Origin of the sequence: Bacillus sp. FSL K6-0042 (assembly GCF_038006685.1) — a bacterium.
GTDB lineage: Bacteria > Bacillota > Bacilli > Bacillales > Bacillaceae_G > Bacillus_A > Bacillus_A pseudomycoides.
On sequence record NZ_JBBOVS010000001.1, the window covers coordinates 944,968 to 969,234 of the forward strand.

Below are 24,267 nucleotides of genomic sequence, written 5' to 3' on the forward strand. Positions count from 1 at the left end.
CGCATGCAACTAAAAGGTATTTACTACATTATACATTCTATAAAAATTAACCATTTCCTATTCATTTTTTATATTTATATAAGGTGACAATTCCATTGTATATAATTAGAAATTACCTTTATTGTTTTATCACCTCTATGGGTATTTGATTCTACAGTACCATAAATTCACAATTATACTCCCTTCAACAATTCAATTTACTTACACAAAAAGAAACCTTTTCCATAAAGAAAGGTTTCTTTTCATGTTACAATATTTTTTAACCATTTCTCGAAAATCTGTACAAGACCATGCTTTCCAGCTAACTTTTCTTCTCCCTGCTTCGTTTTATATGGATATAATTGCAAAAAGACTCCGCAACCTGCTTCTATTTTCTTCCCATGCATATGACTGCCTGGGTATACACAAATCACTTCATGAATCGCCCTTCGGTGAAAAATACGTTTTCCATCTTGTTCTTCTACATATTTAATGGACCAATATTTGTACATTTGCTCTGTTGCTTTTGTATTTCCAACAGACTGAAAAATATTAAACATAGGACTATATTTCACCTCAACAATAATAGACGACTGGTACTCATAACGTTCCCCTTGCTTCACATAACAATCTAAACGAATGTCTGGCTTTTTCGTATCTTCTCCATTATAGAAATGACTTCCTTTACTAAGTGCAATGAGTGGGTGCGTTTCAATAAGGTCATTAAACACTACATGGATTTGAATATTTTCACGTTTTAAAACAATTGTCGTACCATCCTGTAAACCATCTAAGTAAAAATAAGTTTGAATTTGTTCGCGTAATGGAATTTCATCTTTAAATTCTAACTGTTGCAATATAGAAATAATGATAAAAAATGTATAATACTCATACACTAAAAACGTTGGTTTATACACAAATAATAAAGCTGGAGATTGTTGATTATAACGTGGTAGAAACTCTAAATGATATAATAGTTGCCGATGAGTAACAGGTAAAGCATGTATAGTTATATTTGTCTTTTCAGAAATCCCTCTCCAGAATGGAGAATTTAACAAATTTTGAAAGTACAGTATAACTTGGTGGACAATATGATTTAAAATTTTATACTCTTGTATTTTCATAGATGCTTTCCGCAAGTCTGCTTCTTTTAACAAATGAATATTTCGATATTTTTGCTTCTCCCTATCTGTTACAGACCCGTTTCTTTCAATGGTTTGCATAATTGTTTTTACTGCTTGTTGTTCCTCTTTTTTTGTATGTGTTGCTCTTTCTAATATTTCGATTGTCTTTTGTAAGAAAGCCTGTGCTTCAAGTAAATATTGATAAAATTGTTTCGTTGTAAATTTTAGAAAAGCATTCTCCAAACTATCTGTTTGTTCTATAAATCTGCGATTATAATACTTAGCGTGAGGATTTTTCTCGTTCATTATCACACTTTTCATCGTCGCTTTTCGTTCCCGTATTTCCCACTCATATCTATCGATATATCTTGTGTTCTCTTCAACTTTTTTATAAAGCTGCTTTATTTTTTTCATTTTTTGTGGCAGCATTCGAAGTAGCATTAAATAGGAAGAATCTTCAATGTCAATTAGCGTTGAGAATGTCTTTTTATAATAACCACGATCTAGCATAATTTCATTCAAAATTGATTTTACATAATTTCGAATCGTTTCAAATTGATCATCAAAAAAATTTTTAGGAACAATTTGAAATGCCCCATAGTATACCTCTTCTTCCACTTGCACCTCGAAATGATACAAACCACAACGCCAAGGATAAAAAAAATCAGTTTTTCCATGTTCATATAATAATACCTTTTGTCTTTTTTCATGCAATTCATATTGCCATTCTTTCTTATCTTTTTGCCCTTCATACACTTTATTCCACATAAAAGTAACACGGATTGGCTTTTCACAATGTAAAGTCAAACGTAATGCTTTTAATTCTTGTACTTTATAAACGCAATGAGCCATTGTGGTAGTGTGTTTACAAAGACGATTCAAAAATATAAAATCTCCTTTTCCTTCTGTTCCAATAATTAATTTTAATACGAACGGGAGCTTATCTTTTGTATCTACAATTTCCGTCTCGTGCTGCTCCTCATTTCGCATACCCATACAACTCCAATTCACGCCGTTTTTGTCTAATATAAGCTAGAGAATGTTCGAATGCGGAGACACAATTCGCAAGTGGAGATTGTAATAATGATACTAGCGATAGCCCTTTCTTTTCATCCTCACGAAGAAGTGGACCAATTGTCATTTCCGTACCACGTAATTTTGTTAAAATACGCTGTTTTACTTGTAAATCAAAGCCCTCTTCTCGGCTAATCATATAAGATTGATTATCTTTTGGAGGGATATTTTGCAAATAAGTCGCAATCGCAGCAGCGCATCGAAAAGAAACGCCTTTCGATGCGTCATGTGATGATAATACGCCATGTAATTTATCTAATAATTCTAATTCCTCTTCAAAAAACACATCAATTATCTCTTTATTTCGTAACCAATTCATACGAAACTCTCCTGTTGTTACTTGTAGGGGCGGGATTTGTATCCCTTTATTTTGCTGCATATTGATTTCACAAAATGGAATCTTTTGAAGTGTAATAAGATTTGTTCGATCCAATAAGCGATCAGATAATTCTTTCGTTGTTTCATCAAAATTCACAGTTCCGATAAAAATAATATTTTCACCAATTTCAATTTCAGGTGGAATTATATTTTCTATTTCATTTCCTTCCTCATATAAAGAAAGAATACGATTTTTCTTTTCTAATTGAAGAATAGATAAAAATGGTGTAAACCAATGTTCAATATGTGACATATTCATTTCATCAAATACAATCATATAAAGCTGATTCGGATTTTCATATGCTTTTAATAATGTCCGAATTAACTTCGTTTCACTTTCGATATATGTTCCATTTGGATGAAGGTAACCTATTATATCGTGTGGTTCTTGATAAGATGGAGAAATTGGAATCCATAACAATTCTTCTCCATACGTTAACCCTAACGCTTCTGCATATACTTGCACAAAACGTGATTTCCCGATTCCTGGGATACCAGCAAGAATCGTTAACATATTTGTTTTTACACTAATATGAAAGTTAAAAATATCCGTTGCATCTAAATACAAACCTTTATTATTGATTAAGTCCTGTACATACTGTATAAATGTAGATTCACGCTCATTCCATTCTTGGTCTTCTTTTTTCCCTTTTATGTCTACTACTTCCACCCGTTTTCCCTCTTCTGCGATTTGCTTTAGAAGTTGATCATACATATTTTCTCGTACAAAATACAAATGATCATCCGCTTTCACTTCTATATACTTGGTCCAATTATCAATTTCGATATATTTGCATTCCTTTTTTTGTTCGCAATATGCAATTGAACTAATGGATGATTTTAATGATAAATTTCCATATAATCTACCTTCATACCATAACAACTGTGGTACTTCGAAATCGTGTGGGAATTTAGGAATAAGAAAAGATAAGTACCCATTACCTAGCTTTCGCTCTAAAGATTCTCTCTTTTTATATCCTACTAATCTTGGCGAAGGGATAATCTTATATGCATCCGCGATTTCCCGTTGTTCTGTACATATTAATTCAACATACAAGTTCCCTCTTTCATAATAAAGGCGAAACAATACCAATTGTTTTTCTAACTTTTTTTTCTTTAAATCCGCAAATATTCTCTCATTTTTTTTGTTAGTATATAGTCCTTCAAACAAATATACTTCACCTTCAAATTGCGATTTCAAAATAGAAGGAATTTGTGAAAGACATTGTACAGAAAAAGTATTCTTTTTTTCCTCCTCACCTCCAACGAACTTTCCAAGAAATCTCATGTGATACATCCGCTTTATAAAACTTGGATGGAGAGCTTTATGTAGCTTCAATATACTCACCTTCTTTTTTTCATACTGTTCTTATTATATGAACTGTAAAAGAAAACTAGAAACAAAAAAACCTGACGTATACCGTCAGGTTACAAAAGTAAAACTTATATTAGTGAGAAGGGAAAGCTTTTTTCTCTTGCATAATCGCATTGTGAGCAATTTTCATTTTAGCAAGTACGTATCGTAGTTTATCCTCGGCATTTTCATCTTTATTATGTTGCAGGCCTGCTAAAGTCTCCACAGAACCAGCTAAATTCTCAATCGCTCCACGTAGTTCGGGATGATGATTAAAAAATAATTCTTGTACTAATACTTTTCGTAAATCACTTGCCAATTCCATAATTCTTAAGAGTTGTTCTTTTTCTTCCATTCTCATCCCCCCTAAACATCTTATATATTAGATATTCTGTAAATAAAATAAAATTCCTTGTATGCAAAGAAAAAAGTCCTTCAGGAGGACTTTTTTACATTTTTATATTACCTGTTACAAGCATATAAAGCGATATTACTGCTGCAACCACGATTACAACCATGACATATCTCTCCATGCCAGAAAAACAGCGATTTCCTTTTTCTTTTCGAGCAAACATATAAACAACAAGTCCAATACCATATACGATTGAAACAAGTAATAAGTTTTTTAAGCCTGCTGCATAAATCAACCATACGGAATACAATGAGGCAATTAAAGCAAGCATTCCATTTTTTAGCCTCGCACGTTTCAGTTCCTTCGTTACAACTAATTTCAACTGATAAAGTGCTGATAATAAGTACGGAAGTAAAATAGATGTAGACGCGATAAAATACATCATTTGATACGTTGATTCCGAAAACAAAACGATAATAAACAACGTTTGTGCGACACCATTTGAAATCCATAATGCAATATGTGGTGTCTGCTTTTTATTTGTCTTCGTAAAGGCTTTCGGAAATACGCCATCTTTCCCTGCTACGTGAGAAATTTCAGAAACGAGTAAGAACCATCCAATTAATGTCCCAATAAGTGAAGCAACCAATCCAATATTAATGGCAAATGCTCCCCATGGTCCAACAACATGCTCTAATACATGGCCCATTGACGGCGTTTCTAACAGAGAAAGCTCTTGTCTTGTCATAGCCCCCATAGAAAGGACTGAGATTAAAATATAGATGGACATAACTAAAATTAATCCAACAACCGTTGCTTTTCCAACATCACGGCTGTTTTTTGCTCTTCCAGATAATACAACTGCTCCTTCCACACCGATAAATACCCAAAGTGTAACAAGCATTGTATTTTTCACTTGACCAAGGACAGAAGAAATAGAAACGGTTCCCTCACCCCAAAAATCATGTGTAAATGTATCCCAGCGAAACGCTGTAACCATAACTGCAATAAATAATAAAATCGGAACTAGTTTTCCAATTGTTGCAACAAAGTTCATAATAGACGCTTCACGAATTCCAATTAAAATAAGGAAGTGCAGCGTCCATAATAAAAGAGATGCACCAACGATGGAGGCAACGTTGTTTCCTCCTTTAAAAATAGGGAAAAAATATCCAAGTGTACTAAACAATAACATAATCGTAGCTACGTTTCCTAAAATCCCTGCAAGCCAATATCCCCATGCACTGTTAAAACCAACATATTCACCAAATCCTGTGCGCGCGTAACTATAAATTCCGCCTTCAAGCTCTGGTTTTTGTCTTGCTAACGTTTGGTATACAAGTGCAAGTGGAATCATTCCCATTGCTGTAATACACCATCCGATTATCGTTGCGCCACTATTTGCGCCTACTGCTAAATCATGCGGTAAACTAAAAACACCACCGCCAACCATTGTTCCTACTACTAATGCGATTAATGGAAAAAATCCTAATTTCTTTTCTATCGGTACCACCCCATCTGTCATTCTAGGTGTTATGTTTATCCGTTCAACTATTAAAGTCACCTTTTTCTCTAATAGATGTTTCTATTATATTTTTTCAGGAAAACATTACTTATTCTAAAAGAAAATGAGCAAAAAGGGAATACTTTTTTGAAAAAATGTATAAGTATGCACAAAAAAACCGTTCATTTTATTATGAACGGTCGATTTCCAGTCATTAAATTGTATATTTTTTTGCAAATATTAATGAATCAATCCCTCTTTTTCTAAAAATTGTTTCGCTACTCTTTCTGCACTTTTACCATTTACATTTACTTCATAATTCATTTTTCTCATATCTTCATCTGATATTTTCCCAGCAAGTTTATTTAATGTCTTTTCAAGTTCAGGATATTTATCAAGCGTTTCTTTTCTTAATAAAGGAGCTCCTTGGTAAGGTGGGAATAACCCTTTATCATCTTCTAGTACTTGGAGGCCATATTGTTCAAGTTCGCTGTCAGTAGAATAAGCATCAATAACAGTAACCTCCCCCGACTCAATTGCACCATATCGTAACTTCGGCTCCATTGTTGTTACGTTTGCAATCTGGAAATTATACAATTTTTGCATCCCTTTATAGCCGTCTTCCCGATCTGCAAACTCTAACGTAAATCCAGCCTTAACATTTGCTGCAACATTTCGTAAATCTGAGATTGTTTTCACATTATACTGCTCTGCAACTTTTCTTGGCATTGCAAGTGCATATGTATTGTTATATTCCATCGGCTTTAGCATCACCATATGATATTTCTTTTCCATCCCTAGGCGTGCTTGTTCATATACTTCTTTACGATTTGTACTTTTTGGGTCTTCTTTTACAAAAGTAGATAAAGCAGTACCTGAAAATTCAGGATACATATCAATTTCCCCTGATTTTAAAGCTTCAAAAACAAATGCTGTTTTCCCAAGTCCTGGTTTCAATTCTACATCTAAATCAGTATCTTGCTCGATCAGCTGCTTATACATTTGAATTAAAATTTCTGGTTCAGCTCCAAGCTTTCCAGCAATCACAATATCTTTCTTTTGCGTATTCCATAGAAATGGTGCAGCTATAACAACTACAATGATACATATTGCCGATATAATTCGCTTAGGAGAGCGTCCAGTGCTTTCAAACATCCGAAGTACTCCGTCAAAGAATAAAGCTAACAATGCGGCTGGTACAGCCCCTAATACGATAAGAGCATGGTCATTTCGATCTATACCGAGTAAAATAAGTTTTCCTAGCCCTCCAGCTCCTATTAAAGCAGCTAACGTAGCTGTTCCGACAATCAATACCATTGCCGTACGAATTCCAGCCATTATAATTGGCAATGCAAGAGGAAGTTCTACTCTCCATAATCTTCTAAAGCTATTCATTCCCATCGCTCTTGCTGCTTCAATAAGCGATGCATCTAACTTATGGATTCCCGTATATGTATTTCGTAAAATTGGCAATAACGCATACACAACTAGCGCGATAATTGCTGGCACCTTTCCAATACCAACAAGCGGAATTAAAAGCCCTAGTAAAGCCAATGAAGGAATTGTTTGCATAACAGCAGATGTGCCTATAATAAACTCAGCAATTCGCTCTCTTCTCGTTAACAAAATACCGAGTGGAACTGCAATCATCACCGCAAAGAATAAAGAAATAAGTGAAATTTGTAAGTGCTCAATCAGCGCACTAAGTAATTCTAATTTTCGTTCTTGAAACGTTTGTAATAATGCAGACACAGTTTACCCCCTCTCCTTCATTTGTCCAGCCAAATATGCCACAATATGACGGCTCGTTAATGTCCCCACGTATTGCCCCTCTCTTTCAATTGGGATTGCCTCTTCTGCTTCCAAACGAATCAACGCCTCTTGTAGTGAAGCATGCAGAGATAGAGATAAAACATCATTGTCTACTTTTCTATCACTCGCAAGTGACAACACATCTTCAATGCTCTTCCCTTCATACCAAGGGCGAACACGATTTCCAATAAATTCTTCTACAAAATCATTTACTGGGTTATGTATGATTCCTTCCGGTGTATCTAATTGAACGATTTTCCCTTTTCTCATCACACAAATACGATCACCAAGTGTTAACGCTTCTTGCATATCATGTGTCACGAACACAATTGTTTTTTGAATTTTTTTCTGTAATTCTACAATATCCTTTTGCAACTGTTCTCGGCTTAATGGATCTAGCGCACTAAATGGTTCATCCATAAGAACGATTTTCGGATTAGCAGCCAGTGCCCTTACCACTCCCACACGTTGCTTCTGTCCACCAGATAATTCATCAGGCATACGATTTCGATATACATCTGGATCTAATCCAACCATATCAAGTAACTCATCCACACGCTCTCGAACTTTTTCTTTACTCCATTTTCTCATTTCAGGTACAATCGCAATATTTTCAGCAATTGTCATATGAGGAAACAATGCAATTTGTTGCAAAACGTACCCGATATCCCAACGCAGTTCATGAATATTGTAATCTTGGATGTCTTTTCCATCGATAGAGATGGAACCTTCTGTCGTTTCAATTAAACGATTAATCATTTTCATCGTTGTTGTTTTTCCGCAACCACTCGGACCGATAAGGACAAAAAACTCTCCTTTTTTAATTTCTAAATGTAATGAATCTACTGCTTTTGTACCATCTTCATATGCTTTTGACACATGATTAAATCGAATCACAAATACAACTCCCTTATTATTGTTTCTTTCATTCTGATAGAATCTTTCCTTCTTTTCAAATGATACGCTTTTTATTCACGAAAAAAGAGCCCTTACTTGAGCTCTAATGATCGAATAATACCGTTTTAATAATTGCTGCATATTCACGTATATATGCTTTCTTCTCTGAACGCCTTGGTGTTGGTGCCGCGAGTGACTCCATCTGCATTCCTAAACGCTTAGCAATAATTTTTGTTCGATATAGATGATATGTATTACTCACAACTACCGCGTGCATTACATGATATAAATCCATGCTAAACTTTAGATTTTCATAAGTACTTGTCGAACGATCCTCAATGAAAATACGATTCTCTTCAATTCCATGTTTTATTAAATAATTTCGCATGCTATGGGCTTCAGGGATGTCCTCATCTTCACCTTGTCCTCCAGATACAATTACTTTTGTTTCCGGATGAGAATTTAAATACATTAAGGCTACATCCAGTCGATTTTGAAGAGATAAAGAAGGTTTATCCCCAAATAATTTTGCACCTAAAATTAATACATATGGAGCGTTATCACTTAACTTTTCATAAGCAACTTTTTTCATTCGATATGTCATATACATTATGCATAATGGTGGAAATAATAAGATAACAAGTAGTATCCATTTGTTCATATATAAGCTTACACTCCCTTTCTTTATATTATATAGAAAAAGAAAGGGAGACAGAAGTATTTTTTAATGACTACGTTGTCCTGCGTTTTGAGCATTACGCCCTTTTTTAGAAGATGTATGACACTGAGTTTGATTTCCTTTATGTTTCGCTGATCCTAACGCTTTCGTTTTTCCCATTTTGTTTCACACCCTCTTTTTATATGGTTCCTTTATAGATTTTGTATTTTCTCTCTCGTCATACAATGGATTTATTGGAAGTTTCTCCTTATTTCAAGAGTATTTTTTATTTTTGGGATATCAAGATAAAGTGAAACTTTAATCAGTGGGGTTTTCTTTCCCACACTGATTATTAGCCCTCACTAATCGGACTTTTACGGGCAGCTAATCTCCCACCTAACTTCCTTGTTTCTCTCTGAATCTTGAGGTGGGGGTCTCACTGCCCTAAAATAGCGGATAAAGTTAATAATTATGGAGATCTGAATGTAAATTAATAATAAAAGGTTACATTTAGTGTATTTATTACATGCGTATAATTTAATATATATATATTAAATGTATTAAGAATATTGTAGTATAGTTAAAAGGAGATGATTTTATGTTGAAAATAGAACAAAACAAAGTACGTTTAATTTCAGGAATTAGCTTATTAATATTGGTTTTGACTAATTCTTTTATAAAAAGTGATTCTTGGGTCATTTGTATAGATGTCATTTTAGTTTTGGTTAACTTATTTTTATTTATAATCTCTAGAGATATAACAAAAACCAATTTACTTAGAAAAAAAGATAAGCTAGATGAAATAAAATAATTTTGTATTATTTATAAGGATGCAAGACGATTAATGTGAAATCGTCTTTTATTTTTTGATGAAAAAAGAAAGTAAACTTTTATTCAAAAGTTTTTATTTCTTTTAAGCATACATGAGATTCTGTAACTTTGATTCAAACTATGTATTATAATGAAATATGTGATAAAACTTATATCTAAAAAAGTGGGGACAATTCTATTATGTATAAACTCAAAACAACAGAAACCAACAATAGTGTAATCGAGTTTATTGAAAATGTTGACAGCCTAAAAAAACGAGAAGACGCATATCAGTTATTAGATATCTTTACTGAAACAACAGGTTATCCAGCAAAGATGTGGGGACCTAGCATTATTGGATTTGGTACATACCACTATAAATATACATCTGGTCATGAAGGAGATGCTCCATTAGTAGGCTTTTCCCCTCGCAAGGCCAAAATTAGTTTATATTTTGCAACTGGTGATCCTAAGCGAGAAGAACTATTAAAAGACTTTGGAAAACACACATCTGGAAAGGCGTGTATATACATTAATAAATTAGCAGATATTGATATTAATGTTCTAAAAGCGCTAATTAAACAATCTGTCAGTTTTTTGCAAGAAATGTATCCAAATCATTAACGTGTATATGACAATCAAATGAAGTAAGTAACAGGTGTTTTGAACACACGTCAAAATACCTGTTTTTAGAATACTTCCTTTTAAATATATGTCATGATTTTCTAACTATTTATTAAAATCACATCCAATAATAACAACTCAAAAAATATTACTTAAATAGAAAGTGGTAAGTTCAACTTTTTGGGAATATCAGCTTTAAAATGCGGAGTATGTTGTATAGAAAAAGAATATCCTTCTTGAACGAACGATATTTCATTATTATGAAAATGAAATGGTACATCGTTTTGTCTTATATGTTTCTGAACCCTTTGAATGAACTCAAGACTCGACGTCCCAAATGAAATATGCATTTTCGGCGGCAAAGCTTTCATTGCAATCGGAATCCAAGGCCTTCTCTTCCAGCTTGCAACAACATGAGCCGTTCCACCAACTACAAAGTTAAAAATTTCACCAACTCCAAATGTTTTCATGTATAAATTGGATTTTAACCACTCTCTAAATGTAGGTACACTTTCAACTGGGCAACCTACTTCCCTTATATATAGAATATTTAAAGGTGTATACGGAACTAAAATACCTTCATCAATATATTTATGTGCAATAATTTCAAGAAGATTTCCATCTCCATCACGAAAATATAAATTTAACCGACTATCCTCTTCATCAATTTCATGACCATCTTCCCACCTTACAACAAGCAAACCCGATTCTTGAATCCATTTTGCTGTTTCGTAGAACTTTGAGAATGGTACTTGAAAAGCAAAATGAGCAGGCGAAATTGGTTCATATGCTTCTTCAAAAACTAATGTAACATATGGAGTTAATTTAAAGCTTATTTGTTTATTCGTTTTTGATAAAATTGGAATCCCAAGACGCTTTGCATACACTTGTTCTACCCCTTGAATAGATACTGTTTGTAATTTCAACTCTGAAAAATGTGTAATCAACCTTATTCACCACCTTAATTTCCGTACATATAATCATTTTTATTAAAATCACTCCTATTTACATTACTATTCTACGAACTACTATTGTTCGAAAGCGTTTTCGTAAAGGTGCTAGAGGCAATGAATAATAGAACATTGCCCTCTAAAAAATTATCACTCAACCCCTAATTGCTTCTTCACTTCTTTATAGACACCCATATATGCTTTTAACTCTTTGAAAAGATCATGAATTAATGGTTTTGCATCCTCACTAAGCTCACCATCTTGCACGTATAACCCGTCTAATACAACTTGTTTTGGGATTGTATTCGCATATACGCCTCGCGCGACAATACGCATGCTATTAAGCGCGTTTATACCGCCTTTTCCGCCGCCTGCAACCGCCAATAGTGCAACTGGTTTATGGACAAATTCACTGCTGCTTAAGAAATCTAATGCGTTTTTGAGCGCACCGCTCATTGCATTATGATATTCAGGTGTGCAAAGGACAACACCATCAGCTTCTTTCACTAATGTTTTTAATTTTGTTACCGCTTCTAATTCACGTTGTGATTCTTCTCCGTTATATAAAGGCAATTGTTCTGTTGCTAAATCATATAACTCTCCTTCAAATTGTTCAGCAATATATTTTGCAATGACACGTGTTCTACCAAATTTACGTGGTGTTCCGTTAATTACAACTAATTTCATGTTTATTTCGCCCCTTTGTTTTAAGTTCTACCTCTATACTATCAGAAAATTCTATACAAAAAACAATAAAAAGAGGGAAAAGCTTTGAGAAAATAGTATGAGAAATACAAAAAGAACTCATACTTTCGTATGAGTTCCTGATATATCAATTAATTATTCTTTACAACAGCGTGTCCGCCGAACTGATTTCGAAGTGCTGAAACCACTTTTCCAATGTGAAATTTGCCATACCAAATGCATCACTTAGTAACACTTCATCATTTCTTGCAACAAGTATAGCTCCATTGGAATAACCAGATTTCGACAGTTTTGACCTATACTATTGTAATTTAACTTTGTCCCCCATAACCCGTTTCCTACACAACATTATTTTTCACAGCATACAAAGCCGCTTGCGTCCGATCATCTACTTCTAATTTAGCAAGTACATTTGAAACATGTGTTTTAACTGTCTGTTCTGTAATATGAAGCTCTGCTGCTATTTCTTTATTACTTCTTCCTTTCGCAATTTCACGCAGTACTTCTTTTTCCCTTTTTGTCAGCATAGAAAAACTATCTTTTTTCTCCTCTTTCACTGCCGGTCGTCCTAACAAAGCAGGCGTTACTTTCGGATGGAAATTTGCATTGCCTTGATATACAGCAATAATAGAAGCAACAAGTTGATCTGGCTGTACTTCTTTTAGTTGATAACCATCCGCACCAGCTTCCAGCGCTGGAAGAACGTAATCTTGCTCTGAAAAACTGCTTAACATAAGGATTTTAATTGTCGCATCATATTGCTTCAATCTTTTCGTCGCTTCAATTCCATCCATTTTCGGCATTGATAAATCCATTAATACTACATCTGGTCTTTCTTTTCGAACAAATTCTAACGCTTCTTCTCCATTCTCTGCTTCCCCTATAATTTCAAACTCCTCTTTCGTTTTTAAGAAAAATACGAGTCCCCTCCGCACAATATGATGATCCTCTACAAGTAATAGTTTAATTTTCAATGTGTTACTCCCTTTCAAACTGGTAATTGAATCTCAATCTTTGTTCCTTGTCCCGGTTTCGTTCTTATTCGAAATGTTCCTTTCATCAATTCAATTCGTTCTTTCATACTTTTCAAACCAAGTGCTGAATCTCTTACTGTTTCTCTAACGAACCCAATGCCGTCATCTTCAATTTGAAAGTGCAACTTATTATTTTCTATTTTCAAGCTAACAGATACCCTCTCACATGAAGCATGTTTTTTACAATTATGTAACGCTTCCTGGCTCACACGCCACAGCACTTCTTCTATTTCATCACCAATTGAAATAACCCCATCAATTCGAATTGTTACTTGAATACCTAACAGCTTTCCATAATTCTGCACTGCTTCTGCAAGCCCTTTTTCTAATCCTTCTGGCCGTAATTGCCAAATTAATAATGTCATCTCTTGCAGTGCTTCTTGTGATAATTCTCCTATATAACTTAGCATCTCTTGCAGTTCTTTGTTCTTTGTCATGTCAAGAGTACCTCTAGCGGTTAACATAATTGAAAATAGTAATTGTTTTACAGAATCATGTAAATCACGAGCGAGTCGATTCCTTTCCGCTACAACTACATATTTGCGTTCTTTCTCAACTAGCTTAATTCGTTGTATTGTTGTTCCAATTTGAAATGCAATTGCTTCTAATAATGCTAGTTCTTCCTCTAAAAAATGCGTTTTATGAGGTGAAGCAACATTTAATAAACCAAACTTCTCTGCCCCAGCCCGAAGAGGAATCGTCGCATGGTGTGTAATCTCTTCCGTCTCTCCCCAATTATATTCAATAGCATCTTCAATTCGTTTACACTCAATGATATTTGTCGCCTTTTCTAAACGTCCATTTACGAATCGATTCACGCACCAACAATCTCCTTCACACATCGGTTTCTTTTCCCGCCATGTGAGTGCTGGTGGCAAATTCCTATCAACAAGCATACGATGTGTTCCTTTTTCATCAATAAAAAAGATCCAGCCTGTTTGTAAATTCATAACTTGCAATAATGTATGTAATACTTTTTCTAACATTTCCTGTAAATCAGTTACCTCATTTAACAACTCTGCAATTTCTTTTAACGCCTCTAACCGTCGCATTTGCTTTTCATCATAGTTCATGTTCATCACCAACTACCATTATAACATTGAGAAATTTCTAAAAACTATAAATTTAAAAAAGAAGCTGAATGTATCAGCTTCTTTACTCTATATCAATCACTTTTCGATTTATGTTTTCTTCTTCTAGTTTAGGCAATGTGACAGTAAGAACACCGTCTTTAAATGCTGCCACAACGTTTTCTTGATCCACATTATTTAATGTGAAACAGTGAATGAATGAAAGATTCTCTCTTTCTGTCTTTATTATATCAAATAGTCAGTGAAATTTTCATTTCTGCAATATTAATATCCAATAAAAAACAAGGAGAATATCTATACAGGATGGAATACATAATTTGGAATATAAAACTCTTATTACTTTTGGAGGTTACTATGGGATATATTGAAGATTTACGAAAAATCATCGGTCCACGACCACTTAATTTAGCAGGTGTTGCAGTAGCCGTTTTAAATGATCAGGGACAAATTTTACTTCAAAAAAGACGAAATGGTATTTGGGGAGTTCCTGGCGGATGTATTGAATTAGGTGAATCAACAGAAGATGCAGGAAGACGAGAAGTCCTCGAAGAAACAGGCATTGAAATTGGAAAGCTTAACTTAGTAGGTGTTTTTTCCGGAAAAGAATTTTTTGTAAAATTACCGAACGGGGATGAGTTTTATCCCATCACAATCGCTTATATGTGTAAAGAGATAAAAGGCGGAACTTTACAAGCTGATGGCACTGAATCTTTAGAAGTAAAATTCTTCAACTTGAATCAATTACCAGAAAGTATTAGTCCTTTCATTAAGAAACTAATTCAGCAACAAGTTGTATCCATATAAAATGAAACTTTAATCAGTGGGGGTTTTCTTCATCCCCCACTGATTATTAGCCCTCACCAAACGGGCTTTTACGGACAGTTGATCCCCCGCCTATCTTCCTCGTTTCTCTCTGAATCTTGAGGTGGGGGTCTTACTGCCCGTTAATGCGGGATAAAGTACCAGAACATATAAAAAAAGACCTTTTATTTTAAGAAGGCACTGAAAAAGTGTTTGCTTTGAAAAAATAACACGCATTTTATCAATATGTTGAAAAAAAGGAGTCCATCACCTGTATATAGTAGGTGATGGACTCCTTTTTCTTATGAAGTGGACTTTTTCAGTGGCCTCTATTTTAAAGGTCTCTTTTTACATCACTCTCATTTTTTGTTTCTCTTCACTGCACTTCAGCATGTAAACAAGACTTAAAGTGTCCAATCGCAAACTCATGTCCTTGTTCATTAAAAGAGGCCACTGCTTTTTCATGTACAACTATATGAAATCCTTTATTATAAGCATCCACGGCTGTATGGAGAACACAAATATCCGTACATACGCCAACAAGATGAACCTCTTGTACGCCACGTTCTCTTAGTTTCATTTCTAAGTCCGTTCCAGCAAAAGCACTATAACGTGTTTTGTCCATATAGTATACATTCTCATTATCTTGATATTTTTCATACACCTTTTGTAACTCTCCGTATAAATCTCTTCCTTTTGTTCCCGCTATATTATGTGGCGGAAATAATTGTGTCTCAGGATGATAGGAATCATTTTTTTCATGTTTATCAATGGCAAACACAACATAATCTCCGTTTTCAATATACTGCTTCGTAATCGCTACAAGATGCTGTTCAATATCTTGTCCCGGCTTTCCACACGTTAAAGCACCATCTTCGGCTACAAAATCATATGTATAATCAATATTTATAAGAGCACGTTTCATCACTCATTCTCCTCCCCACTCGTTTCACGCTAAACAATAGAAAACGTGTTTTTACGACGCAATATATTTTATTCGACATTTTCAAACAAATCCCTACGAAACATTTATATTTAAAGTATAGGTATATATATTATCACTTTCATTTGATTTGGATATATTGATTGCAATACATCGGTAATTTCAAAATCTGGTCCTTCTCTTCTTTCATAATTCGAGTTTGGTAACCATGTGCCATAAATATATCTTCTCGTATTTTGAACTAAATCAGCCGAGCCATTTATTTTAAATTCAGCATATTTACCTTCCGGAATTTCAAAATTGACAAATCCATTGTCTAATTCCGCAGCACTCCCCTGTACCTCTTCTCCAATAATGAATGAAAAGTTACCATCATCATGAAAATTACATGCGATACCATATGACATATTAGGTGCAATTTTCTCTGGAATTCTTAAATAATATTCATTACTTCCAAAATCAAAATAAAATTTTGGAATTTCCTCAAAGTATTTTTCATTGTTTAGATTGGTTTTATATTCAACACCGATAATATTCCTTTTATTTAATTGTACAATAGTAGGTTTATTCATAATCAAGTCTCCCTTCCTCTCCTTTTTATGGTCAAACAAATTCAGTTTAGCTTGTAAATGTAAAGCGATTTCTGACTTTCGATATTTAGCAGGAGTCATTCCAAAATAATTTACAAATGCACGTGTAAATGCCTCTTGGGAGTTATATTGAAAATTAATCGCAATTTCTAATATATTCTTTTTTGTTTCCCTCAATAAAATAGCAGCTTCAGATAACCTTCTGTTTCTTATATATTCTTGTACAGAAAAACCTGTGATTGCTTGAAAAAGCCTTTGAAAATGAAATGGAGAAAAACAAGATTGCGAAGAAACTTTAACAACATTAAGTCTGTCCTGTAGGTTGCCTTCAATAAATTCAATAGAATTTTGTATTCTTTCAAAGTAATCCATTTCCACTTCCCCTCCCTTATAAGAATATTTTATACATTCACCAATAATTTTTTTGATAATTCGTGCTAATTCTTCTTTCTATTATAATTCAGTAGAGCCTTTTCGCCTGACAATCAATTCATTTATTTCATGAAAAACATACAAAACAAAAAAGTACATTACTTTTTCAGTAATGTACTTTTTGTTACATATAACGTGTTAGCTATTTTAAGATGCAGGTTTATTTTCAAATTTAGCCTGTACAAAGTTAATAACTTTTCCCGCTGGATCATTATTTTGAAATTGAATTGCAGTTATTGTATGATACCCTGTCTCTAACGTTTTTTGTTTTAATTCTACTGTTGTCTGCGTCATGCTAGTAACATGATGTTTATCTTCAAATATACGATCTACGAATACGAATGTTTCTTTATCATTTTGAAAATCGACAAGTTCTAATTCAACTTGCTGAATTAGAGTGTCCTTCTTTACAAATACAGTTGGTATCTTACCATTTTCAGAAGTACCATCTGGTGTGATTACCTTTACTTTCCCTTCACCAATTGGAGTTGCCCCTTCAGGAAAAGGAGTTACACTCTCATCACTTGCATTAACAACTTGTTCTTCTTGTTGAGACTCTATTTCTTCTTTTGCTTTTGGTACACTACACCCTACTAATAACAAAGCAGACAATCCAGCGATTATGAATTTCTTCAAAATTCATCCCCCCTGTACATTTATTCTTTATTTATTATACAGAAATAACTATCTGTTCTAAGCTCAGTTTTTTTAAACTTCCGTGAACAAACATTCTGCTCATCATTACTGTACCATACTTTCTTTTTTAACATCATTAATTTTTTCAAGAGATAATTAGAAATTTCTTCTTATTCTCCATTTTAACCCATTATCACTAAAAATTATTCCAGTCTAGAAAAAATTCTTGTCACAGAAGAAAATCTTAAATTGTAGTGAATCTAGTACAAAGGTTCTTTTCATAACAAATCATATTGTGAGAAGGTTCATGTTGAATAATTATAGATGTTTCATACTGTGTATTAGATTCTAATCTGTTGAAAGGTTTAATCGATAGCAAGAAACAAATCGTGTATGGTTTAAAAGATTACAATCAGTATAAAATCAAATTTGATTATTTTGTTGAACAATAAAAGCCTAAAAATTAATTAACAAATCTACTTCATAAAAAAGACATCGGTACATCCGATGTCTTTTTTACATAGCATCCTACAAAATAAACTTTGTAATATCTTTTACTTCTTTTCGAGCAAGTTTCTTCGGTTTATCTTTTGGATACCCTAGCGAAATTACCATATTAATTTGTTTCTCAGGCTCAATTTGTAAATATTGTCGCAGTTCATTTTGAGCTAATAACACCGGCCCTGTCATCGGGCAAGTCCCAAGACCTCTTGCATATGCTGCTAACATTAAATTTTGCGCAGCTAAACAACTACTCTTAATCCCCTCTTCTTCCCATACTGAATCTGGAACGAAGTCAATTGGATCAAATATTTTTTCACGAAACTTTGACTCATATGGTGTAGCTAAACATACGATTAAAACCGGTGCATCAGAAAAAGCAGTTGCATACGGTCCAAACGAACGCGTAAGTAATTTTCCTGCTTTTTCTTCTCCTTTTCCCGTTGCTTTTTCAGCCAATTTATGTAAAGCATCCCATGTCATTTGCTCAATTTCTTTAATTTTATCCCGATTCATAATAACAATAAATTCCCACGTTTGCGAGTTCGTATCGCTTGGAGCATAACGAGCACAATCAATAATTTCCTCTATGTCACCAACAGATACTTCTTGTTCTGTAAACTTCCGAACACTGCGTCGTCCGTGAATTACTTCTTTAAATGCTTCATAATTCATATACATAAAATCCCCTTTTATAGCGTTTTCAAAAATTGTCCTATGCTTGATTATATCACGAAAAAAAGCTGGAGGAATACCAGCTTCATTTTTCTTGCGCATTCAATTTATTACTTTAAAGGTAGCGATGCTTTCTTCATAAGCTTCTTGTAACTTCCTTGTGACAGGTCCCCGTTCACCATTACCGAATGATCCGTCTCCAATTTGAATGACAGGGAGTATTTCAAGGGGCGTTGCTGTAAAGAAGCACTCATCTGCCTCGTAAACTTCTTGTAATGAAAACTCTCGCTCTTCTACTTCAATATGTAGAGCTGTTGCTAATGAAATGACATGATGACGAGTAATTCCATGTAAAATAAGTTGATCCGCTGGGTGCGTAATCACTTTATTATTTTTTATAATAAAGAAATTCGAATGGCATCCTTCTGTTACAATTCCATCTCGAACTAATATCGCTTCTTGATACCCTTCTTCATTAATTTTATTCTTAATCATAATATTAGGAAGAAGATTTAAAGATTTGATATGGCAAAACTTCCAGCGAATATCCTCTTCCACTGTTACTTTTATTCCCTTTTCCAATAGAGATAGCGGTCTCGGGAATGAAACAATGTTTGCAAAATAAGTTGGCTCTAGATTTGATTCATATACATGATTTCGTGGCTGCATGCCTCTTGAAATTTGAATATACACATTCCCATCTTCTTGAAATTGATTTTTCTCAATTAATTGCTGAAGTTGTTCAATTAATTCTTCTTTTGTAAAAGGTGGAACAAGATGAATTTCCTTCATAGATTTAAAGAATCTTTCTAAGTGTAAATCTAGTAGGTGAGGTTTCCCATTATATAAACGAAACACTTCATATATACCATCACCAAATTGTAAACCTCGCTCTTCTAATGCAACCATTGGCTGTTCTTTCTTCGTATTCACAATTCTTCCATTAAACAAAATCCAATCTTTATGAACACCTGTTGCCATATTACCACTCCTTTCCTAATAATTATTTTCATTTTACAACTTATTCGCATTAAATATAAAGAATTTTCTGTTTTAACAAAAGTAATTGTCACTTCAATCAATACATAATGTGCATAACACATGTTTTGACTTGCCCTTTTCAACACGAATTGCATAGCTATTACAATGATAAGTCCAATTAGCACGTCTATAATTTTAATATATTATTTTCTCACAAAAAGCCCTCCCTCTAAGTTCTTCTGTTTGCAAGACATTCAAGGCAGGGTGTCATTCAATTCTATTGATAATCTTTTATATTTTAATATTGATCATATTTGATATAAGATGAATCATTATATATCCACTGATTTCCTCCTAGATTTAGCCAACCGTTTTGATTTGCGTATACTAAATAGGATTCTGGAGAATTTAACTTTCTAATAACTGAAGACGATGTTGATGGACCGCTTCTTAAATTCACATTCGTCCCTCGAATATTCGCCACTCCAATCGGACTTCCATCACTATTTCCGTATTTCACATAATCAATATACGATGGATCATTATATATCCATTGGCCTGTCCCTAAATCTAGCCAACCGTTACTTTCCTGATAAACTACATACGATTCTGGAGAATTCAACTGACGAATCACTGAGGATGATGTTGATGGGCCGCTTCTTAAATTCACGTTCTTTCCTCGAATATAGGCTATTCCTATCGTTTGAGGAGCTGGACTTGGCGGTTCTGGATTTGGTGGGTTTGGATTTGCCGTTAATCCTAAGATTACAGCAATTCCTCTTGCATATGCTTGGCATAAATCTTCTATAAACTGCGGATTTTTTAATAAATTTGCATCAAATGTTGTATCAATAAAAGCTGTTTCTGTTAATAAAGCATCCATAGCTGTTTCCCTTAGTACTGCATAATTGGCCTTTTTTGCACCACGATCACGCAAACCGTATTTCGTTAAAACAGGATTAACTGCTGCATGCATCTTTTGTTGCTTGGCTGCTGCAGAACTGCTATCTGATAGTCCATTATAAATATAACTTTCAAAACCTGTTCCACCGCCACTATTAATATGAAATGAGATGAAAAAATCTGCTCCGAAAGAATTAGCAATATTTGCACGTTCTGATAATGAGATAAAGACATCACTATCGCGCGTCATCTTAATATTAATTGCATAATTTGCAAGTAAAATATCTCGAACACGCTTAGCAATTTGAAGTGTTAGATTTTTTTCAACCAAACCGTTTCCAACAGCACCGGAATCGTATCCACCATGACCTGCATCTATAACTAGCTTCATATACCATTTCCTTTCTATATTTAATAGAGCTTATATTTATGCTCGTCCTATTTTATGTACAACATAAAAATTTGGTTACAAAACAAACAAAAAAACCACCTTATGTAAGGCGGTTTCCATCATCTCGATTGAGCCAATTTAAAATAAATATGTACGACTGATAATGAACATGCCGTATACAAAACAAACAAAATAGAATAGCCATTCCACTGCCACTATATATTAAGCCAAACTTCAAAAAAATGTTCAATATCGGTGGAAAGTGGATTGCATTTTGCAATACATACAAAGTAAAAAACAGAATAAAAAATACCGGAATGTATTGCCATTCATACGGTTTACGCTTTTTACGCATCATTTTCCGGATGAAAATTTGGCATAGTTCTGCTCCTATAAAACAACTCCCTATTAGTAAAAAACCAGACGTCATCGTCATACATCCACCTGCCTTATATTCATTTCTTTCCTTAGTTAACTTCTTTCCTTTTAGAAGCGTTTTATGTACATTTCACCGTTCCATATAAAGCCGAGTCCCTCTATAAAAGATTTAGCTTGTTTAGTTAGATCCCCTTGTAACACCTTGATATCTTTCATATCTCTACTCTTCATCATTTCTTCAAATGTAAAATAAGTGTTCGTTCCATATCCGTAACCTTGATAATCAAAATGAATTATTAAATTAGATAATATAGCACGCTCACCTTGAACGGTATAATCAATTACACCAATATATGTATCATCAATTTTTATACAATATTGAACTTCCTTTATATTCAAACCATGAGAAGCAAACATTTCTTCAACAACTTTTTTTGTTTCTGTACTCACTTTTTCAAACGTAATCATATTTTGTCCATCCTTTTATTATTATTGTATCAACTACAATACGTATTTATGAAAAAAACCTTAAGATCGTATGCAATCTTAAGGTTTTCTTATTTATCCCACTATTGGTGGGCTAATAATCAGTGGCGGATGCCAGTTTCACTTTATACTAAGCTATACGCACGCTTTGTTTCTTCATGAAACTCATTTGTATCATATTTATGCTCAACATAAATTTGGTGCCATACCATAAATGCAAGTACTGTCCAAATTTTACGGCTATAATCGCCTTTATCTGCACAATGTGCTTCCAGTAAGTTTAATACATACTGTTTGTCGATTAAATGCTCTGTTTTGCTTTCTTTAATAATATTAACAGCCCAGTCATGCATTTCATCTTTTAACCAATGACGAATTGGTACAGGGAATCCAAGCTTTTTACGATCTAACACGTGATCTGGAACGATTCCGCGCACTGCTTCACGTAAAATTGCTTTTGTTGTTCCATTTGCGATTTTTAATTCTGTTGGAATTTTAGACGCAACGTCAAACACTTCTTTATCTAAGAATGGCACACGAAGTTCTAATGAATTTGCCATCGTCATTTTATCAGCTTTTAATAAAATGTCTCCGCGTAGCCATGTGAACATATCGATGTATTGCATTTTGCTTACATCATCATAATCTTTAATTTCATTATACAATGGCTTCGTGATATCCATATAGTTAACACTTTCATTGTAATACTTCATTAACTCAGCTTTTTCTTCTTCACGGAAGATTTTCGCATTACCATAGTAGCGTTCTTCAATTGGTGTACATCCACGTTCTAAGAAGCTTTTCCCTTTAAATCCTTCTTTTAATGCTCCACTTAATGCTTTTAAGACACTTTTTCCTGGAGTAGGAATATAAGAGAACATTTTTAACGAGTTTGGTTCACGATAAATATTATATCCACCAAATAGCTCGTCCGCACCTTCACCAGAAAGAACTACTGTTACATGCTTACGCGCTTCTTTTGCTACAAAGTACAACGGTACAGCAGCTGGATCAGCTAAAGGATCATCCATATGCCAAATAATTTTTGGGAATTCGTTCATGAATTCTTTCGCTGTAATGAAGACACTATGGTTTGTAACGCCTAACTTTTCTGCCGTTTCTTTTGCTACATCAACTTCACTAAAGCCGCGGCGTTCGAAACCAACAGAGAATGTTAGAAGATTTGGATTCATTTCTCTTGCGATAGACGCAATGATAGATGAATCGATACCACCAGATAAGAATGAACCTACTGGTACATCACTACGCATATGAACTTTTACAGAATCATACAATACGTCGCGAATCGCTTGAATGTGCTCCTCTTTTGTCGCACTTGAAGCATTGAAATATGGTTTCCAGTAGCGATGAATTTCCATCTCTTTACCGATTTCTTTTACGAAATAATGACCAGGTTCGATTTTATTAATATCAACAGTTAATGTTTCTGGTTCTGGTCCATATTGATACGTAAAGTAATGTTGCAGAGAAGTTGGATTTACCCCTTTATCTTGCATAACATGCATGATACTTTTCTTTTCAGATGCAAAGAATGTTGTATCACCTTGCTGCGCGATATATAGCGGCTTAATACCGAAGTGGTCACGTGCACCGAAAAGTTTCTTTTCTTCACGATCCCAAATCATAAATGCAAACATACCACGTAGGTAATCTACACATTTCTCTTTCATGTGTGCATACAATGCGATAATAACTTCTGTATCAGATTGCGTTGCAAATGTTGCACCTTTTTCAAGTAGCATTTCACGTAATTCTACATAGTTGTAAATTTCACCATTAAAAATAATTACATATCGATCATTTTCATAAGTTAGCGGCTGATGTCCTGCCTCTAAGTCAATGATACTTAAACGGCGGAAGCCAAATTGTACATGTTCATCACGAAAATATCCCTCGTCATCTGGACCACGGTGGAAAATAATCGTATTCATATTTTCAAATTGATGTTTTTCTGTTTCTGAAAACTCTCTAGGGTTTTCACATAAACATCCTACAAAACCACACATACTTCTTACCCTCTTTCAGTTTTCATTCTGTTTCTATACTACTATATCAACCCTATTTATACTAGCATAATCAACTCGATATGGCGATAAAAACTATAAAAAAATCACTCTATTTCACATTTTACCCAATTTTTTTGTGTAAACATGAAAAATAGGCACTCACATTTGCGCACATTT

24 protein-coding genes are annotated in these 24,267 nt (G+C 34.0%); 3 read left to right on the plus strand and 21 right to left on the minus strand.

The window, feature by feature from the left end:
- Positions 1–242: 242 nt before the first annotated feature.
- The 7 genes from MHH45_RS04980 to MHH45_RS05010 all read right to left on the minus strand — a co-directional run bounded on the left by MHH45_RS04980 (position 243) and on the right by MHH45_RS05010 (position 9,135).
- Entirely contained in the window at positions 243–2,093 is a 1,851-nt protein-coding gene (locus MHH45_RS04980) for a hypothetical protein (protein WP_077294330.1), read from the minus strand.
- The gene (locus tag MHH45_RS04985; protein WP_077294333.1) at positions 2,083–3,894 is read right to left on the minus strand and encodes an AAA family ATPase; all 1,812 of its coding nucleotides are present in this window, start codon (positions 3,892–3,894) and stop codon (positions 2,083–2,085) included. Before MHH45_RS04985 ends, MHH45_RS04980 begins: the two co-directional genes overlap by 11 nt.
- Positions 3,895–4,003: 109 nt before the next feature.
- A complete protein-coding gene (locus MHH45_RS04990; RefSeq protein ID WP_016114730.1) occupies positions 4,004–4,264 on the minus strand; it encodes a hypothetical protein in 261 nt (86 codons plus the stop codon).
- A gap of 94 nt (positions 4,265–4,358) precedes the next feature.
- Complete coding sequence (gene arcD / locus MHH45_RS04995; protein ID WP_033671139.1) at positions 4,359–5,786, minus strand: arginine-ornithine antiporter; 1,428 nt, start codon at positions 5,784–5,786, stop codon at positions 4,359–4,361.
- A 219-nt stretch (positions 5,787–6,005) separates the two neighbouring features.
- Positions 6,006–7,517 carry an ABC transporter permease/substrate-binding protein gene (locus MHH45_RS05000; RefSeq protein WP_016114728.1) on the minus strand — a complete coding sequence of 504 codons (1,512 nt, stop codon included), beginning with the start codon at positions 7,515–7,517 and terminating at the stop codon, positions 6,006–6,008.
- Between the two features lie 3 nt (positions 7,518–7,520).
- Positions 7,521–8,474, minus strand: coding sequence for an ABC transporter ATP-binding protein (locus tag MHH45_RS05005; protein WP_016114727.1), 954 nt, complete (start codon positions 8,472–8,474; stop codon positions 7,521–7,523).
- A gap of 103 nt (positions 8,475–8,577) precedes the next feature.
- Positions 8,578–9,135 carry a YdcF family protein gene (locus MHH45_RS05010; RefSeq protein ID WP_016114726.1) on the minus strand — a complete coding sequence of 186 codons (558 nt, stop codon included), beginning with the start codon at positions 9,133–9,135 and terminating at the stop codon, positions 8,578–8,580.
- 595 nt (positions 9,136–9,730) lie between these two features.
- On the opposite strand from MHH45_RS05010, the gene MHH45_RS05015 reads away from it, so the two are divergent.
- Positions 9,731–9,943, plus strand: coding sequence for a hypothetical protein (locus MHH45_RS05015; protein WP_016114725.1), 213 nt, complete (start codon positions 9,731–9,733; stop codon positions 9,941–9,943).
- Between the two features lie 200 nt (positions 9,944–10,143).
- On the plus strand, positions 10,144–10,566 hold the full coding sequence (locus MHH45_RS05020; protein ID WP_016114724.1) for a DUF1801 domain-containing protein: 423 nt from the start codon (positions 10,144–10,146) through the stop codon (positions 10,564–10,566).
- Positions 10,567–10,718: 152 nt separating this feature from the next.
- Here the strand turns inward: MHH45_RS05020 and MHH45_RS05025 are convergent, their stop codons facing one another.
- The 5 genes from MHH45_RS05025 to MHH45_RS05045 form a co-directional block, all read right to left on the minus strand.
- The gene (locus tag MHH45_RS05025; RefSeq protein WP_016114723.1) at positions 10,719–11,513 is read right to left on the minus strand and encodes a VOC family protein; all 795 of its coding nucleotides are present in this window, start codon (positions 11,511–11,513) and stop codon (positions 10,719–10,721) included.
- Positions 11,514–11,666: 153 nt separating this feature from the next.
- Positions 11,667–12,203, minus strand: a complete 537-nt coding sequence (locus MHH45_RS05030) for an NADPH-dependent FMN reductase (protein ID WP_016114722.1) — start codon at positions 12,201–12,203, stop codon at positions 11,667–11,669.
- 356 nt (positions 12,204–12,559) lie between these two features.
- Positions 12,560–13,195: a response regulator gene (locus tag MHH45_RS05035; RefSeq protein ID WP_088093904.1), complete on the minus strand. Its 636-nt coding sequence runs from the start codon at positions 13,193–13,195 to the stop codon at positions 12,560–12,562.
- Positions 13,196–13,209: 14 nt separating this feature from the next.
- Positions 13,210–14,328 (minus strand): GAF domain-containing sensor histidine kinase, encoded by a 1,119-nt coding sequence (locus MHH45_RS05040; RefSeq protein WP_016131398.1) that lies wholly within the window; start codon positions 14,326–14,328, stop codon positions 13,210–13,212.
- An 82-nt stretch (positions 14,329–14,410) separates the two neighbouring features.
- Positions 14,411–14,575, minus strand: coding sequence for an Hsp20 family protein (locus tag MHH45_RS05045; protein ID WP_077294336.1), 165 nt, complete (start codon positions 14,573–14,575; stop codon positions 14,411–14,413).
- 125 nt (positions 14,576–14,700) lie between these two features.
- Here MHH45_RS05045 and MHH45_RS05050 point away from each other — a divergent pair, with 125 nt between their 5' ends.
- Positions 14,701–15,150 carry an NUDIX hydrolase gene (locus MHH45_RS05050; protein WP_088093903.1) on the plus strand — a complete coding sequence of 150 codons (450 nt, stop codon included), beginning with the start codon at positions 14,701–14,703 and terminating at the stop codon, positions 15,148–15,150.
- 373 nt (positions 15,151–15,523) lie between these two features.
- On the opposite strand, the gene MHH45_RS05055 is transcribed toward MHH45_RS05050, so the two are convergent.
- The 9 genes from MHH45_RS05055 to asnB all read right to left on the minus strand — a co-directional run bounded on the left by MHH45_RS05055 (position 15,524) and on the right by asnB (position 24,090).
- Positions 15,524–16,072 carry a cysteine hydrolase family protein gene (locus MHH45_RS05055; protein ID WP_088093911.1) on the minus strand — a complete coding sequence of 183 codons (549 nt, stop codon included), beginning with the start codon at positions 16,070–16,072 and terminating at the stop codon, positions 15,524–15,526.
- A 110-nt stretch (positions 16,073–16,182) separates the two neighbouring features.
- Positions 16,183–17,052: an AraC family transcriptional regulator gene (locus MHH45_RS05060; protein WP_016114717.1), complete on the minus strand. Its 870-nt coding sequence runs from the start codon at positions 17,050–17,052 to the stop codon at positions 16,183–16,185.
- 207 nt (positions 17,053–17,259) lie between these two features.
- The gene (locus MHH45_RS05065) at positions 17,260–17,748 is read right to left on the minus strand and encodes a hypothetical protein (protein WP_016131397.1); all 489 of its coding nucleotides are present in this window, start codon (positions 17,746–17,748) and stop codon (positions 17,260–17,262) included.
- 528 nt (positions 17,749–18,276) lie between these two features.
- Entirely contained in the window at positions 18,277–18,924 is a 648-nt protein-coding gene (locus MHH45_RS05070; protein ID WP_033671151.1) for a nitroreductase family protein, read from the minus strand.
- Between the two features lie 102 nt (positions 18,925–19,026).
- A complete protein-coding gene (gene dat, locus MHH45_RS05075; protein WP_016131395.1) occupies positions 19,027–19,905 on the minus strand; it encodes a D-amino-acid transaminase in 879 nt (292 codons plus the stop codon).
- Positions 19,906–20,203: 298 nt separating this feature from the next.
- Positions 20,204–21,199, minus strand: coding sequence for an N-acetylmuramoyl-L-alanine amidase (locus MHH45_RS05080; protein ID WP_088093902.1), 996 nt, complete (start codon positions 21,197–21,199; stop codon positions 20,204–20,206).
- 100 nt (positions 21,200–21,299) lie between these two features.
- The gene (locus tag MHH45_RS05085) at positions 21,300–21,629 is read right to left on the minus strand and encodes a hypothetical protein (protein ID WP_016114711.1); all 330 of its coding nucleotides are present in this window, start codon (positions 21,627–21,629) and stop codon (positions 21,300–21,302) included.
- A 56-nt stretch (positions 21,630–21,685) separates the two neighbouring features.
- The gene (locus MHH45_RS05090) at positions 21,686–22,045 is read right to left on the minus strand and encodes a GNAT family N-acetyltransferase (protein ID WP_016131393.1); all 360 of its coding nucleotides are present in this window, start codon (positions 22,043–22,045) and stop codon (positions 21,686–21,688) included.
- Between the two features lie 143 nt (positions 22,046–22,188).
- Complete coding sequence (gene asnB / locus MHH45_RS05095) at positions 22,189–24,090, minus strand: asparagine synthase (glutamine-hydrolyzing) (RefSeq protein ID WP_003197399.1); 1,902 nt, start codon at positions 24,088–24,090, stop codon at positions 22,189–22,191.
- Positions 24,091–24,267: the final 177 nt, after the last annotated feature.

What these genes read in the sequence shown, in the direction of transcription:
- MHH45_RS04980 (WP_077294330.1), bottom strand. Translation starts at nt 2,093, where the DNA reads ATGCGAAATGAGGAGCAGCACGAGACGGAAATTGTAGATACAAAAGAT.
- MHH45_RS04990 (WP_016114730.1), bottom strand. Translation starts at nt 4,264, where the DNA reads ATGGAAGAAAAAGAACAACTCTTAAGAATTATGGAATTGGCAAGTGAT.
- arcD (WP_033671139.1), bottom strand. Translation starts at nt 5,786, where the DNA reads ATGACAGATGGGGTGGTACCGATAGAAAAGAAATTAGGATTTTTTCCA.
- MHH45_RS05010 (WP_016114726.1), bottom strand. Translation starts at nt 9,135, where the DNA reads ATGAACAAATGGATACTACTTGTTATCTTATTATTTCCACCATTATGC.
- MHH45_RS05015 (WP_016114725.1), top strand. Translation starts at nt 9,731, where the DNA reads ATGTTGAAAATAGAACAAAACAAAGTACGTTTAATTTCAGGAATTAGC.
- MHH45_RS05020 (WP_016114724.1), top strand. Translation starts at nt 10,144, where the DNA reads ATGTATAAACTCAAAACAACAGAAACCAACAATAGTGTAATCGAGTTT.
- MHH45_RS05030 (WP_016114722.1), bottom strand. Translation starts at nt 12,203, where the DNA reads ATGAAATTAGTTGTAATTAACGGAACACCACGTAAATTTGGTAGAACA.
- MHH45_RS05040 (WP_016131398.1), bottom strand. Translation starts at nt 14,328, where the DNA reads ATGAACTATGATGAAAAGCAAATGCGACGGTTAGAGGCGTTAAAAGAA.
- MHH45_RS05050 (WP_088093903.1), top strand. Translation starts at nt 14,701, where the DNA reads ATGGGATATATTGAAGATTTACGAAAAATCATCGGTCCACGACCACTT.
- MHH45_RS05055 (WP_088093911.1), bottom strand. Translation starts at nt 16,072, where the DNA reads ATGAAACGTGCTCTTATAAATATTGATTATACATATGATTTTGTAGCC.
- MHH45_RS05060 (WP_016114717.1), bottom strand. Translation starts at nt 17,052, where the DNA reads ATGGATTACTTTGAAAGAATACAAAATTCTATTGAATTTATTGAAGGC.
- MHH45_RS05070 (WP_033671151.1), bottom strand. Translation starts at nt 18,924, where the DNA reads ATGAATTATGAAGCATTTAAAGAAGTAATTCACGGACGACGCAGTGTT.
- dat (WP_016131395.1), bottom strand. Translation starts at nt 19,905, where the DNA reads ATGGCAACAGGTGTTCATAAAGATTGGATTTTGTTTAATGGAAGAATT.
- MHH45_RS05080 (WP_088093902.1), bottom strand. Translation starts at nt 21,199, where the DNA reads ATGAAGCTAGTTATAGATGCAGGTCATGGTGGATACGATTCCGGTGCT.
- MHH45_RS05085 (WP_016114711.1), bottom strand. Translation starts at nt 21,629, where the DNA reads ATGACGTCTGGTTTTTTACTAATAGGGAGTTGTTTTATAGGAGCAGAA.
- MHH45_RS05090 (WP_016131393.1), bottom strand. Translation starts at nt 22,045, where the DNA reads ATGATTACGTTTGAAAAAGTGAGTACAGAAACAAAAAAAGTTGTTGAA.
- asnB (WP_003197399.1), bottom strand. Translation starts at nt 24,090, where the DNA reads ATGTGTGGTTTTGTAGGATGTTTATGTGAAAACCCTAGAGAGTTTTCA.